A 15,420-nucleotide genomic window follows, 5' to 3' on the forward strand; every position below is an offset into this window, starting at 1 on the left:
TGATGACACAAATTTGCAAATGAACAAAAAGCTTAGAGCTTACTTTGATGGAAAAATAGTCAGAAAAGATCTAACAAAAAAAATAAAAGAAGGTGCCAATGTTCCAGTATACGTACTTGAATATTTGCTGGGCCAATACTGCAATTCTGAGGATGAGAATATTATTGAAGAAGGAATTCAAAATGTTAAACGTATATTGGCAGATAATTATGTTCGACCAGATGAGGCTCAAAAAATTCTATCTTTGCTAACGGATAGAGGAAGCTATACAGTAATTGACAAAATTAGTGTAAATGTAAATTATAGAGAAAATCAACATGAAGCTGAGTTTTCAAATCTCGGTATAAAAAGAGTACCAATTAATGCAATGTATGCAAAGGATTTCGATCGATTACTATGTGGTGGAATCTGGTGTATTGTTCAGCTTGAATATGATTTTTATGAAGAAGAGAAAAACACTAATCCAATTAGTATCCGTAAGCTCACACCAATACAAATGCCACATATTGATCTAGAAGAAATTAAAGCCGGTCGAAAACAGTTTACGAAAGAGGAATGGATTAATATCTTACTACGTTCCACTGGTATGGAACCAGATAAATTTTCAAATCGGGAAAAATGGCTCTTGCTGGCACGTATGATACCGCTTGTAGAGAATAATTTTAACCTTTGTGAACTTGGGCCAAGAAGTACCGGAAAATCACATATTTATAAAGAAATTTCGCCAAACAGTATTCTGATTTCAGGTGGTCAGACGACGGTAGCCAATTTGTTTTATAATATGGCAAACAAAACAGTTGGTCTAGTTGGTATGTGGGATTGTGTTGCCTTTGATGAAGTTGCAGGAATAACGTTTAAAGATAAAGATGGAATCCAGATAATGAAGGATTATATGGCTTCTGGATCTTTTGCACGTGGAAAAGAAGAAAAGGCTGCAAGTGCATCTATGGTGTTTGTAGGAAATATAAACCAAAGCGTAGATGTTTTACTTAAAACTTCGCATCTTTTTGAACCGTTTCCTGAAGTAATGGCATATGACACAGCATTTTTAGATCGTATGCATTGCTATGTTCCTGGATGGGAAATACCTAAGTTTAGACCGGATTTCTTTACAAATGACTATGGATTTATTACTGATTATCTTTCGGAATTCATGCGCGAGATGCGTAAAGAACAGTTTAGCGATGTGAGTGATAAATTCTATCGCTTTGGTTCGAACTTAAATCAAAGGGATGTTATAGCAGTTCGTAAGATGGTATCCGGATTTACAAAATTGGTATATCCAAACGGACAGTATACAAAAGAAGAAATACAGGAAATTATTGCAATTGCACTTGAAATGAGACGCCGAGTTAAAGAGCAGTTGAAAAAGATAGGTGGAATGGAATTCTATGATGTGAATTTTTCCTACATAGATAATGAGACTTTTGAAGAACACTATGTTTCTGTGCCAGAACAAGGTGGTGGGAAAATAATTCCGGAAGGAATGACAAATCCAGGACATGTTTATACCATATCAAGAGGTAAAACAGGAATGGTAGGAGTGTTCCGTTTAGAGACACAAGTATTACCTGGAAATGGAAAGTTTGAACGCACAGGACTTGGTAGTGATAGGGATGCAAAAGAAGCAACGAATACAGCATTTAACTATTTAAAAGCAAATGGAAGAGCAATTAGTAATTCGATAAGCACAACATCAAAGGATTACATTGTCAATTATCAAGATCTTAATGGTATTGGAATGACAAAATATCTTACGCTACCAACACTCATTGCAATATGTTCAGCTGCATTAAATAAAGCAACTCTTTCAAGTATGGCGGTACTTGGGGATATAAGTATTAGTGGAACAATTATGAAAGTGGAAGAGCTGGCAAGCACCTTGCAGGTGTGCCTTGATAGTGGAGCAAAGAAGGTATTGCTTCCAATTACATCAGCAGCAGATATGGGAACTGTTCCAGCAGAGTTAATGGGGGCATTTAGCATTATATTTTACAATACTCCGCAGGAAGCAGTTTTTAAGGCGTTAGGGGTAGAATAATAGTTACTTAAGACTTGGGGGTGAACAAATGTATTTGAAAAAGCTTGTAATTAAAAACTTTAGATCTTTTGATGATGAAGGTATTACACTAAATTTTAACAAGGGTATTAATGCTATTATAGGAGAAAATAATGTTGGCAAATCATCTGTGATGGATGCGATAAGAATTGTCTATTCTACAGTAACTTATAAAAAAGATATATACTTTAATAAGACAGACTTTCATGTGTGTGATGATGGAAAGTCAGTGGAGTTTGCTCAATTTGATGTTTATTTAGAAGATGTTCCTAAAGTGTTAATTGAAATCTGGAATCCGGTGAGTAAAAATGCATCAGGAGGAGAGTTTCATATTAAATTTGAGAAATATATCGCTCCAAATGGTTTAGAAAAAGTAAAAGTAACTCATTGGGGAATTGGAACAGAAGGAAATCAGATTTCTTCAGATACATTTGAAGCAATGGAAGTAGTTTTTCTTGGTGCATTGCGCGACTCTGAAAGTGAACTAAGACCTTCAAAGAATAGCAAATTGGCACAGTTATTAAGAAACTTAGTACCTGAGGATGATAAAAGAAACGAATTGGTTGAAATACTTGAAACAGCTAATAACTCATTATTAGAAAAAGATCAAATAAAGAAAGCAAAATCGACTATTAATTCAAATCTATTAAAAATTGAACAGGAACTTTTACAACAGGAAATCGATATAGGCTTAATAGAGCCAAGGTTTGATTCAATAGCCTCCTCCCTTAGAGCATGGGTAAAACCAAGATGGGTATTTATTTCAAAAGATGAGAGCAGCTTCGTATTAGCCGAGAAATATTTGGAAAAGCATCCAGAATGTAAAGGAATTCAGAGAAGAGACAGGGGCATATATTTTGATGTTACTTTGCTTTATAAACATACTGAAATGGATGCAGAACTTCTTAATAGGATAAAAGAGATTGCAAATGGTTCATTTGAACTGTATCAAAATGGATTGGGATATAATAACCTGTTATTTATGTCAGCGGTGCTAGGTGATATGAAAATAGATAAAGGTGGAATCTATCAAAATTTATTATTAATAGAAGAGCCAGAAGCCCATTTGCATCCTCAATTACAAGAGTTGGTACATAGTTTTTTATCAGCAACAAAATCGGAAATGACCAATATTCAAGTTATTTATACATCTCATTCGCCAACATTGATTTCGAAAGTAGGTATTGAAAATATCAATTTGCTTTACGAAAATGATCATAAAAAATATTGTTTACCATTAACAGAAACTAATATATGTGACTCGGACAAAGCATATCTAAAAAAATATCTTGATGTTACAAAATCGCAGTTATTTTTTGCGAAAGGAATATTATTTGTTGAAGGTATAAGTGAGGCAATTCTTATTCCTGAATTGGCTAAGCTAATAAATAGACCTTTTGATAAATATGCTGTTGAATTAGTGAATGTCGATAGTGTTGCTTTCAAGCCTTTTGTGAATCTCTTAACGTCAGAAAAAGTTGCAATTTGTTTTAATAAAATAGCTGTTGTAACAGACGATGATCGGTGTACAAAAAAAAGTGAAGAAAATTATATTGATAAAAATTTGGATTATGATGAGATTGATCATAGTGTTATTACAAAACTTAAGCAAGGAGAGATATCTGAACGGTGCTCAGAATTAATGGATCTTTGTAAAGATACTTCAATTTCGGTTTACCCTGCAATAAAGACATTAGAATATGCTTTATGCTGTCATGAAAATAATATATATTATTTGCTGGAAGCAATAAAAAAGGAATATAAAGAATTAGGACCAAAATTAGAAACGAAGGTGAATACCTTAAATGAACTTGATGAAAAAGCTGCATGTATCTGGCTTTTTATTCGTTCAAGGGACAAATGTAAATCAGCGGTAGCTCAATATTTATGCGAAGTAATTGATAAACAATTAAAAGACCAAGAAAACGGTGTAACTATCGAAAAGGCGATAGTGATTCCAAAGTATATAGAGAATGCGATATACTGCGTGACAGAAAAGTAGGTGGAGTATGGGAAAATTTACCGATGAACAGAATGAATTTTTACTTGCCGAAGGAAAAAACGTTGTTAAGGCATGTCCGGGTAGTGGAAAAACTTATATGGTAGCAAATAAGTTTATGAAATATCTAAATACATGGGATTTATATCACCAAGGGGTTGCTGTTCTATCTTTTACAAATGTTGCAAGTAAGGAAGTATTAGAGAAGATTGAATCAATAGAAGGAAAAGTTCAAAGTGTGAACTATCCTCATTTTGTTGGAACGGTGGATAGTTTTATAAATGAATTTATTGTTTTGAGATATGGATTTTTGTATACATCCGATAACAATCGTCCACAAATAACATTAACAGACAACTGGGAAATACCATATAAATATTGGAGAACTGAATGTCATAGAAATGGATGCGTTAATCATATAGAAGGATTTCGTTATGGAATAGATAAAAAATTTTATAAAGGAAAAGAGTTAGTGACTTGTGAATTGCGGGGAAAGCAAACAACATTACCCTGTCAACAATATAAAAAAATGCTGGCCAATAAGAATATAGTTTTTCAAAATGAAACAGCATTATTTGCATTTCAGTTGTTAAAAAAATATCCTGAAATAGCCAAAGGATTAGCAGCGAGATTTCCTGTTATTATTATTGATGAAGCGCAGGACACATCTTCTGAGCAAATGGCGGTTTTTGATTTGATAAGTAATAGTGGAGTTAAATCCTTTTTTCTTGTAGGAGACCCAGATCAGGCAATTTATGAATGGAGGGATGCAACTCCAGAATGTTTTTTACAGAAAATGAAGGAGATCGGATGGAACACAGTTGAGCTAACAGGTAATTTTCGTAGTTCTCAAAACATATGTAATTCTACTTGCTATTTTTCTGAAACGATCGGTAATGAATTTCCAAATAAAGCAATTGGAATTTATAAAGATGAAGTTGAGAAACCTATATTATTACTGACAAATGGAAATACTGTGCAAGAGATAAACGATTATTTTATTGAAAAATGCAAAGAGTTGAGTATAGAGATTGACCCTAAAAAAGTGGCTATTTTAACAAGAGGGAGCATACACAATGAAACAGATATTATGGGGTTGTGGAAAAGTAAAGAATTAGAGTGGTTTGCACACTCAAGATATGAATGGGAATATGGATCACGAAAAAAAGCGATATCTATTGCATCTAAAGCAGCATTTTGCGTATTTTATGGCGAGCAAATAGAAGGGTTTGAAATGCAAACGATAATAGATAATACCTTTTCATCAAGTTTATGGTTCGAATTTATCATTGATTTGGTTAGTGAGGCTCCGTGTATTAAAATGGCTATTGGGGAATGGGTTTGTCTGTATGAAGCGCATTTTTCGAAATTGATTTCTAAGTATGGAATACCAACTCACGCGAATAAGCAATTAAGTGAAGTATTCAAGATTAAGGCAAGAGACAAAAATGTTCCACATTTTAAAAATATTGAAGTTCTAAGGTTTTTTGAGAAAAAGCAACAAAATGAGTATACAAGATCTTCTGTTCACGGGGTTAAAGGAGAAACGTATGAGGCTATTTTGCTTTTTATAAATAGTAAAACAGGTAAAACACTGACACCAAGTTTTTTAGAAAAGGGTGATTTGAACAGTGAACTAATGAGAATTGCGTATGTTGCTATGACCCGACCAAGAAGATTATTGATGGTTGCAATGCCTGCAAATACAAAAACAAAAGAATATCAAAGGTTTCCAAAAGAATTGTGGAAATATGAATATTTAGATACAAACAAAAAAGTTAAATGAAAAATAAAGCCTCCGGCTGTAATAGGTTATTTAACAAATGCAAATGTGAGATTGAGATGGCAAACAGTATTTTGGTTGTATAAATCATGGTGAATATAATATATTTTGAAGAGGTATGGATTTGATGAAAAAACTGTATATTGTTGGGAATGGATTTGACGTTGCACATGGACTCCATACAGATTATTGGAAGTTTAGAACATTTCTCGAACAGGAGTACCCAGATTTTTTAATAGAGTTTGAAAAACTATATGGTATACAGCAGTTGGATGACACAGAGCCTTGGTATACAATAAAAGCTCAAGAAAGATGGAACCAAGCTGTGAATAAAGATCTTTGGAGTGCATTTGAAGAGATGATGGGACATCCTGATATCACAGATATGCTAAATTTTTCTTCTTCTATTCTTGATGATATGGATTTGGATGGAGGAAATATTGGTATTCGTGACACAATGGATACATATTGGCGAAAACAGTTTGGCTTTGTTAATAAGCTTCAGGATTATGTGAAGGAGTGGATTGAGCAGATTGATACTAGCGGCATTCTTCCAAGGAAGAAAGAGTTAATTGGTAATGATAAAGACCTTTTTTTGAATTTTAATTATACAGATGTATTAGAGCGTGTATATCAGATTGAGGATGTTGTTCATATTCATGGCAGTGTCGAAAGCGTTTCAGACATCTCACCAATTATGGGACATTGTAATAAAGCTGAAAGTGAGAAACATCGTCAGTGGGCAAAGGAAGCAGATGAAGAATATGATGAAGGTGAGTCTAGCATTCAGGATGCGATAGCTGATTATTTGGATGCATTATTTAAGGATACTAATTCAATAGTTGATTTTCACAGAGGATATTTTAAAGAATTAAATAAAGTAAACCATGTTGTAGTAGTCGGTTGGTCAGCTGGAAGTGTTGATATCCCATATTTATTGAAAATCAAAGAGAGTGTTAGAAAAGATATAAAATGGACTGTATATTGGTATAATAGTGAAGCATACACTAGTCTTAAAAAAGCATTTGATGAAGTTGAAATTACTGGGAAATACGAAGTAGAGTATTTGCAGACTGATGGATTTTGGGATAAGAAATAGTTATTTCTACATATTTTGGAGTATTTAGTATTAGTTAGATATACATAGGAAATTATCTCTATGTATGTTTAAATGCTTAAAAGGTAAGGTTGACACGATTATATGATGTATATATAATTAACTCAGAACAAACGAAAGGAAGTTAAGTATGGAGGATACAAGTGACAATCTATATCATAAGATTATTCAATTATATCAAGAAACTTCTTCTGTAAAAGAAACAGCAAAGAAGTTAGGCACATATCCTATCAAGGTACGTCGTGTCCTTATTACTGAAGGTTTATGGAAAAGCAATACAAGTGTTCAGATAGGTTCTCTATATTCAAGTGGATTATCCGTAACTGAGATTGCAAAACAACTTTTTGTATCTGAAAAGAATATTCAATCGTATCTTCCTTATAGCAGAGGACAGTATGGCGGAGACAATCGAAGTGATGAAGCTGTACGAAGTGAAGTGTACCGTGAACGAATGCAGGTAGCTGAAAGTTTACAGGTAATAAAGAAAAATGAAAATACTAGTCAATATATAAATCCAGATAAAGAAATGGAGAATAATCGAATGGATAAACTAGATATATTAAAGGAACGTACCAGACAGTTGGCAGAAGAACGGCCAATCCCTTATGCTATAAGACTTCATTTGGAATTGGATATGGAAGACAAAGCTCTAGGATCAGAAGAAGTAGGTATCCTTGTGCAATATGGAAAAATGATGAACTGTATATCAAGAGATATCATTGTACCAGGAGATATTACGCTACATGCACTTCATTATGTAATAAATAGAGCTTTTGGATGGCAGAATAGTCATTTACACAGCTTTCATCCATACGAAGATGATTATAATAAGATGATTAAATCAGGAAAACTTACAGATTGGGCTAAACTTGCAGGCATGTATTTCCGTTTTCCATGCGAAGATTATGAAGATATATATTGGGATGATGATTATAAAGCTAGTATTAGTGTGAAAAACTGGATGAGGAAAAAATACACCGGACCATATTATTATGGAGGGACTAGAGAATATTTCTATAGGTGTCAGAAGGATGTAAAAGAGTTATATGAGTGGCAGCCTACCTTAGAAGTAAGAAAATCATTCGGAGAATGGATGGATGAATGCAAAGAGCTTACTGAAAAAACAGGAGATAAGGACCCAAAGGCAAATATGATAAAACGCATTGCGCCAATTACAGAGGTAACTTTGAACGAGCTGGCAGACAGCATAACTTTTGAGGGCGGTTTTGATGAATTGATAGAAAGACTTCCACTCTATGATATTTTGCTTATGCCAGGAATGATACAAAACTTTGATTCATGGGATTTTTCTAATAGAAAAATACTGAAAAATTCAGACAAGGAAGATATGTGTCTTGCTCCAGTCACATCACCTATTCTAAATGCAATCCGTTACTGGTACGATTATGGTGACGATTGGAATGTAAAAATAACTGCAACTGCATGTTATGAGACAAAGGAGAAGTATAAAGCATCTGGAAACCAGATAGAACCAATGGAAGAACACCGGCCAGTATGCGTGGATGCAGATGCACTGCCAGTATGTGATGATGTTGGTGGAATTTATGGATATTGTAATATGCTTGAAGTTCTTCACGGAGAAGATTTAGAAGAAAAAGAATCTATGAAAGAATGGGCTAGAGGTATGGGGTGGACTGGAAGAAAGACAAATCCTCCAAATCTTTTATAGAAGAAAACAGACATAAAAGCTGTAATTTAAAGAGTATATAAGACAGAGCTGACCAGAGAATTTGATTCGTCTGGTCAAGCTTTAGTCATCCCTATAAATGTATTAGCAATTATGGGAATTATTACCCCCATAAGCGCCTAGATCTTCTTTTAAAAAATGAGACTTGGCGATTTGCAAATCATTAATACGATAACCTTTTGTTTTTAGGATTGCAAATTTGAAATCAAGGAGAGCTGCAGGGACATTTAAAATGCTTGCTGTTTCAAAAAAGGTATATTCATTTAATGTTTCTAGAACGTTTTTGTCTTCGAGTAGAAGCTCAGCTGCAAATAGATTTGCTTCGTATTCCATAGGCTTATCAGCCCTTTTTTCCAATACTTCCAATTCCTGAAAGCCAGACATCATGGCAATTTTTTTGTGAAGCATACCGTGTCCTAACTCGTGGGCAATCAGTATTGGACGAAATAGTTCCATGATATTCTCATCAATTACGATATTATTAATGCGTGATTGATAGAAGTAGTAGGCTTTCAGTCTCTGATGTAAATCTATATAGTGCAATTTATAGTCTAGGACTTCACAGATAACAAAGGGATCACGGCTATCTGCTTTCTTGACCAGAGCATCCACCACATTAACAATGTAATCAATTGTCATTTGGTATCACTTCCTTCAAAAATAATTTGGCATTCTTGCTAGTATAACAGTAGCAAAAATGCTGTCCTATTGAACGGACTCGTCAATTGGCGGCTTCGCTTTTTTCTTTCTAGAGAACTTTTCAGATGCTTCTTTCTTTGATGAAATATATACCTGCATTAATGATTGTATGAATATTTCTTTGGCATCATCATCAAGATCGCCACCAGCGAAAAGAGCTCCAGCACGGTCTAACACATCTTTTGCCTCTTTTGCACCCTTGTAACCGAATTTGTCTTTAACAGTATCGAGAAAGTCTTCGCTCTCGATATTTTTCTGCTTATCAGCTTCTTCATCATCTACCAGATAAGATACAGATACACTTAGCGCATCTGCCAGTTTCTTGATATTACTTTTTCTTGGGAGTGTATTTAGTTGTTCATAGGTATAGAGTGAACGCTCTGAAATACCTGTTATTGCCGCAAGCTCGGTCTGGGATAGATTTTTTAATAATCGAGCCTCTTTTACTTTTTCACCAAAAGTCATGTTACTACCTTCTTTCTAGGAAGAATAATTTTATTTTTTATAACTTCCGATTAACTATTGACAAACTTCTTTTAAATGATATAATCGTGATTGTCAAGTAACTTCTGGTTAATCATATATCAGAACTTCCGAATTGTCAATGGAAAGTTCTGATTATATGGAAATTAACTTCTGAAAGAAACGAGGTGATGAGCAATGGGTAATCTAGTCATATTGCATTCAGATATTAACGCATGCTATGCGGCAATAGAACATTTGCATCGTCCTGAGCTGAACGGAAAACCTTTGGCTGTAGGCGGATCCCGAAGCAAGACATGGTATTGTCTTAACCGCTGATTATATAGCTAAGAAATATGGTGTGAAAACAGGTATGGCACTTTGGCAGGCGAAGCAAGTTTGTCCAGAACTCAACATTGTTTCACCAAGAATGGATTTGTATTTGCGATTTTCCAGAATGGCTCATGAGATATATGGGGAATACACGGATTTTCAAGAACCGTATGGCGTGGATGAATCATGGTTGGCTGTGGCCGCCAGTAGTTTATTAAAAGGTGATGGATACAAGATAGCAAAAGAAATTAGCAATCGTATGAAATCAGAATTGGGCATATCCGTTAGTATTGGAGTATCCTTTAATAAGATTTTTGCTAAATTTGGTTCTGATTATAAGAAACCAGATGCCATAACAACTATGTATCAAGATGAATTCAAGAACAATGCTTGGGCACTTCCCATATCTGATCTTTTATATGTAGGACGGAGTACCAATCAGAAGTTAGCACGATTTGGAATTAAGACAATTGGAGACTTAGCTAGAACAGATGAATACCTATTAATTTCACAGCTTGGCAAGATGGGTGGCATCCTGTGGGCATTTGCTAATGGCTATGATGACTCATCGGTAAAAATGGAACATTCACAGGCACCAATTAAATCTAGTGGAAATAGTACTACTACACCAAAGGATTTAGAGACTGATGAGGATGTAAAAATTGTTCTTTATATTTTAGCAGAGAGCGTAGCCGCAAGGCTTAGAGAAAATGGGTTTAAGTGCAGAGTGGTGGAAATCAGTGTCAGGGATAATGAGCTTTATTCATTTACCAGACAGCATAAGATTGATCATGCCACGAATATTACTGGTGAGATTGCAACTGAAGCATATCGGATATTCAAAGAAAATTACAACTGGCGCAAGCCAATCAGAAGTGTTGGTGTCCGAGGAGCAGATCTTGTCAACGACAATTATTGGGAGCAGATAGATTTATTTTCAAGTGTAGAGCAAAGAGAAAAACAGATGAAATTGGATAATGCGGTAGATACCATAAGACGAAGATTTGGATTTTATAGTGTTCAAAGAGGTCTTATGTACCGTGATAAGATTCTCTCTTCTGTGAATGCAAAAGAGGATCATACGACACATCCAATTGGTTATTTTGGGTAAAAGGAGGCATTTAAATATGGCTTATATGAGATATGATTTAAACAATAAACAGAATAAAATCTATGACTTCTTATGTGATTTTCTGAAAGCTCATGGCTTTTCGCCTACTGTCAGAGAAATTGCAGAAATAGCTGGATTTGCTTCAGCATCAAGTGCACATCATTATTTGAAGCAATTAGAAGAAAAGGGATATATCCGCCGAGTAGAGGGAAGTTCAAGAGCTATTGAAATAATGTGAGGAGGTGGTTGTAGCATGGAGAGTGTAAAGGTATATGTGGATGTTACTGCTGAATTTACCAAAGAAGGTGTCTTAACACCGAAAAGTTTTATTTGGAAAGATGGCAGAGTATATAAGATTCAGCGTGTAAAAGATATTCGTCGAGCTGCCAGCATGAAGGCAGGTGGCGTGGGAATGAGATATACATGTGTTGTTGATGGAAGAGAGAGTTACCTTTTTTATGAGGATAACAATCTCTGGTTTGTAGAAGGGAAAACCGGAGCCTGATTATGTGTGGTGACATGTAATCAGTTGGCTGCGAAGATCAGCATATGGTTGGGGCATATTAGACAGGTATGCAACGGAACTCCCACCAAATAAGCTTGCAAAGGTGATTCCCTTTTCCTTTCAAGTACAAAATGTTACTGATGATTTTGTATTGTAAAGGAGCAGACTGAATAATGAGAGAATTAAAACAAATTGAATTTTATTGTAAGAAATGTAGAAAAAGTATGAAAATGGCATATTTACTTACAGGTAATGATGATGCACCTGTTTTACCAGGCATGATTATCAGATGCCATACAAATAGATGTACCAGAGTAATAGTTCTGAAAAAATACACAGAGGGAATGCTGATTACCCTAGCAGATAATGAAGGGAAAGTACATATCTAAAAAATCAGAGCACAGTTAACATCAGACATAGCGAATACTATATGACAAAGACAATTAAAAGAAGGCCTCATGATATGGGAGACGTACTGCATTATGGCAAGGCTGATGCTTGCTAAGACGGACTCACCGTGGACGCATGGGAAAGAAACCAGTTTAAGGACTGGACTTTCTCGTGCGTCCTTTTTTTTACAAAAAATTTCATATTAGTAGGAGTAATTTTCCATCCTTAAACGTTTATCGAGCCAGACAAACGAAAGGACTGGATTTTTATGTATTACAACACAGAGGAAAGTGGAAAGAGAATAAAAGATTTAAGATGCCAATCTGGCTTATCACAATCAGCATTGGCTGATGCAATTGGCATACATGTTAAGACCATTGGAAAAGCGGAAAGAGGAGTATGTGGATTATCAATAGATAATTTGATTTTGATAGCTGAATATTTTCAGGTTACTATTGATTACTTAATAAATGGTAATGAACATATCGAGGATAAGAAAATTTCTTTATTACTAGAAAAGTGCAATCCAGAGATGAAGGAAAAAATCTATATTATGGTAAAAAATATCATTGAAATTTTTGATTAGTAATTGACTTTTATTTAAAAAAGCATTAGACTAATCTCAAGTAAATATGAGAGTACATTCAGATTCGAAGTAAACAGCTACCCGCTGTTAAAACGATCCAGGCTGAATAGATGATTATGAAAGAGATAATATAGCTGTTTATCTCTTGTTGACATTAGAATTAGTGTTCATAACAATCCTTATCTGGGTCGTTATGGACTTTTTTATTTGCTAATATTATACAGGAGGTAGATTGGATGAGCATCTACAGAAATTTAAAGCCACACGCTTACACTTTTAAATTGATGGGTGGAACTGGTGATGGTAAAACAGAAATTGCAACGGTATGTGCAACAAAAGAGGCTAGACGCATTCTTATGAATTGCATCGGAAGAACAAATTCTACATTGAGAAATCGTGTATTGGTGTATTCAGAGGAATACAAGGATAAGATTGTTGTTGCTGCAAAAGTTGGTGGAGATATCTTTGAAAGAGGACTATTTTCGGATATGATTACTCAATCCTGGGCAAAGGTTGTTAAGTCTCAAGGAAAAGTAGTAGCAAGCATTGCAGGGAAAGACGAAGAAGATTTTGAACAATATCTGATTGAAGAAATCAATGGAAAAAATAATGCAAGAGCGATACTGTCTTTTTTAGAAGAAAATCAGAAGAAAGAATTTGTTAAATCAGTTATAAATGTGTATAGTTCCTTTTCTTTGCGCGAACACAACTATACAATATATAACACAGTGAAAAACAGTCTGACTGATACTGAAGTAAAAGAGAATTCTGCGAAGTTTTTATCTGCAATTAAAGAAGAAGTTGGCCGGGTTTTGGATATGTTGGGGGAGAATTTTAGGACAGAACTTTGGAATGTGTGGAACAAGGTAAACCAGCAATTACAGGAAGTGTTTTTCAAATATTTTGATGAAGATAATCAATCTGATGATGGATATTATTATAAGGAACTGGATTTATTCATACCTGATGAAAGATTTATAGACGCAATGTTTACTGCAAATGATGTTCAAAAGGGACAGCGATTGTCACTTGAAGTATTGTGTAGTGAAATAGTAATGTATCTGCCGGTAAATGAAGCAATCGTAAAAATGATAAACGACTTACCTACTGCAAAAGGAGTATTTAAAAACAACCAGGGAAAAACGGTGTTTGCAGTAATGGATACTCGAGGTTTATATCATTCAGATAATACTGAAGATGATAACACAGATTATCTTGATGAACTTTTATATCAAGGTGAGGCGGATGCCTTACTAATGGTTGTCCCGTTATTTGGAGATTCAAATGAAAAGAAAATTGAGGAGCTGTACAAGAAGGCATTTAAAAATTTTAATAAACAGATTCCGGTTTTCATGCTACATAACAAATTAGATCTGTTCGTTGATTCAATAAACAAGGATTCATTTGATGACGATCCATTATCTTTAGAAATGGAAGGTGGAACCATTCTCGATGCACAAGAGTTAATCAATAGAATAGGGGAGAGAGAAGGACAGCTTAGAACCGAATTGCAAAATGTGCAGGGAAAAGCAAGAAAAAATCTCATGATAAAATCACTTTCGTGTTATCTGAAACGTGATAAAACAATGCAGTCTGAACTCGTTAAGAAATACAATATAATAAATGCATTTGAAGTGATATTTAGAGACACGGCAGATTACTTAAAAGGTTCTGCGGTGAAGATACCACTAATTGTAGGTAATTCAGAATATGACGATGTATATATTGAAGTCGATAAAGAGATTCTGGTTAAAGCAGTGAAAGAACAAATTTTAAAAGATACAACAGACAAGAAGGTATTTGATCCTGGAATTAAAGATTTGGAAACCAGCATTGGAAAAGTCCCTCATGGGAATGCCTACAATGCGTTGAAAAGAAGATTACGTTATGGTGATGGTTATACATCAAATATAAATGAAGAGTATTATTATAACTGTAAGTCGTTTTCAGTGAATTTTACAGCAAATCTTCGTAATTTTGTTACAGATGATATGATTAGTAAAATTATTTCACAGGGAGTAAATGTTCGTGGTGGAAAGTTTACGCAGGCTGATAGTGATAAATTCAATGAAATAGTAAAGAGAAACGTAAATGCAAAAGATCTTGTTAGCTATTTATTATACTATCAGGCAATGCTTGAAGCAGAAAAAACAGCATTTAGTTTTGGAGGTAGATTTCAAAATTTCCTACAAAGGAGTATGTTGTATTTTAATAGAAAACAGATTGATTCCATGAAATATGCACAGGGAGTATATTTGATTATTAAAGATGCAGCAGAACATACACTTAGGATGAATGTGACATACAGATAAATACAACTTATAACGAGTACGAAACTGCCCGTTTCGGAAAGATTAGGAGGAAACATGAGTAATTTTAAGCCGATTCATTGTCCTGTCTGTGATTTTAGACTGTTTGATACAAATAGTGAGATTGGGATCATTGAAATTAAATGCAAACAATGTAGAAATGTAATTAACATTCCTTTATATAATACATCACTTGCAAAGTTGAAGAAGAATAGAAATGTAACGAGCAAATAGGCACAAGTGAATACTTAGTGACCAACGCCGGACAAGTTTGAATAAATCAGACTTGTCTGGCGTTTTTTTATGTAATAGGAAAGTTCTTCTGCGAAGAACTCCAGGATGTAAAAATGCCCGCTTTT

Annotated in this window: 12 protein-coding genes and 1 pseudogene; 11 read left to right on the top strand and 2 right to left on the bottom strand. The window is 34.5% G+C overall.

The window, feature by feature from the left end:
* Window positions 1–19 precede the first annotated feature (19 nt).
* The 5 genes from brxL (at window position 20) to RT269_RS07190 (ending at window position 8,648) form a co-directional block, all read left to right on the top strand.
* Window positions 20–2,041 carry a protease Lon-related BREX system protein BrxL gene (gene brxL, locus RT269_RS07170; RefSeq protein WP_313181557.1) on the top strand — a complete coding sequence of 674 codons (2,022 nt, stop codon included), beginning with the start codon at window positions 20–22 and terminating at the stop codon, window positions 2,039–2,041.
* Window positions 2,042–2,069: 28 nt separating this feature from the next.
* Window positions 2,070–4,061, top strand: coding sequence for an ATP-dependent nuclease (locus tag RT269_RS07175; RefSeq protein ID WP_313181540.1), 1,992 nt, complete (start codon window positions 2,070–2,072; stop codon window positions 4,059–4,061).
* 7 nt (window positions 4,062–4,068) lie between these two features.
* Window positions 4,069–5,844 (top strand): ATP-dependent helicase, encoded by a 1,776-nt coding sequence (locus tag RT269_RS07180; RefSeq protein WP_313181541.1) that lies wholly within the window; start codon window positions 4,069–4,071, stop codon window positions 5,842–5,844.
* A gap of 124 nt (window positions 5,845–5,968) precedes the next feature.
* Window positions 5,969–6,940, top strand: coding sequence for a bacteriophage abortive infection AbiH family protein (locus tag RT269_RS07185; RefSeq protein ID WP_313181559.1), 972 nt, complete (start codon window positions 5,969–5,971; stop codon window positions 6,938–6,940).
* 148 nt (window positions 6,941–7,088) lie between these two features.
* Window positions 7,089–8,648 (top strand): IS1096 element passenger TnpR family protein, encoded by a 1,560-nt coding sequence (locus RT269_RS07190; protein ID WP_313181542.1) that lies wholly within the window; start codon window positions 7,089–7,091, stop codon window positions 8,646–8,648.
* A gap of 102 nt (window positions 8,649–8,750) precedes the next feature.
* Here the strand turns inward: RT269_RS07190 and RT269_RS07195 are convergent, their stop codons facing one another.
* Together RT269_RS07195 and RT269_RS07200 are read right to left on the bottom strand one after the other, a co-directional pair.
* Window positions 8,751–9,305, bottom strand: a complete 555-nt coding sequence (locus tag RT269_RS07195; RefSeq protein WP_313181543.1) for an ImmA/IrrE family metallo-endopeptidase — start codon at window positions 9,303–9,305, stop codon at window positions 8,751–8,753.
* 66 nt (window positions 9,306–9,371) lie between these two features.
* Window positions 9,372–9,830, bottom strand: a complete 459-nt coding sequence (locus RT269_RS07200; RefSeq protein WP_313181544.1) for a helix-turn-helix domain-containing protein — start codon at window positions 9,828–9,830, stop codon at window positions 9,372–9,374.
* A 195-nt stretch (window positions 9,831–10,025) separates the two neighbouring features.
* Between RT269_RS07200 and RT269_RS07205 the strand changes: the two are divergent.
* The 6 genes and pseudogenes from RT269_RS07205 (at window position 10,026) to RT269_RS07230 (ending at window position 15,064) form a co-directional block, all read left to right on the top strand.
* A pseudogene (locus RT269_RS07205) lies at window positions 10,026–11,271 on the top strand (Y-family DNA polymerase).
* 16 nt (window positions 11,272–11,287) lie between these two features.
* Window positions 11,288–11,509, top strand: a complete 222-nt coding sequence (locus RT269_RS07210) for a LexA family protein (RefSeq protein ID WP_313181545.1) — start codon at window positions 11,288–11,290, stop codon at window positions 11,507–11,509.
* Between the two features lie 15 nt (window positions 11,510–11,524).
* On the top strand, window positions 11,525–11,776 hold the full coding sequence (locus tag RT269_RS07215; RefSeq protein ID WP_313181546.1) for a hypothetical protein: 252 nt from the start codon (window positions 11,525–11,527) through the stop codon (window positions 11,774–11,776).
* A gap of 173 nt (window positions 11,777–11,949) precedes the next feature.
* Window positions 11,950–12,165, top strand: coding sequence for a hypothetical protein (locus tag RT269_RS07220; protein ID WP_313181547.1), 216 nt, complete (start codon window positions 11,950–11,952; stop codon window positions 12,163–12,165).
* 269 nt (window positions 12,166–12,434) lie between these two features.
* Window positions 12,435–12,752, top strand: a complete 318-nt coding sequence (locus RT269_RS07225) for a helix-turn-helix domain-containing protein (protein ID WP_313181548.1) — start codon at window positions 12,435–12,437, stop codon at window positions 12,750–12,752.
* A 236-nt stretch (window positions 12,753–12,988) separates the two neighbouring features.
* A complete protein-coding gene (locus RT269_RS07230) occupies window positions 12,989–15,064 on the top strand; it encodes a hypothetical protein (protein WP_313181549.1) in 2,076 nt (691 codons plus the stop codon).
* Window positions 15,065–15,420: the final 356 nt, after the last annotated feature.

Source organism: Lacrimispora sp. (genome assembly GCF_032078915.1).
GTDB lineage: Bacteria > Bacillota > Clostridia > Lachnospirales > Lachnospiraceae > Lacrimispora.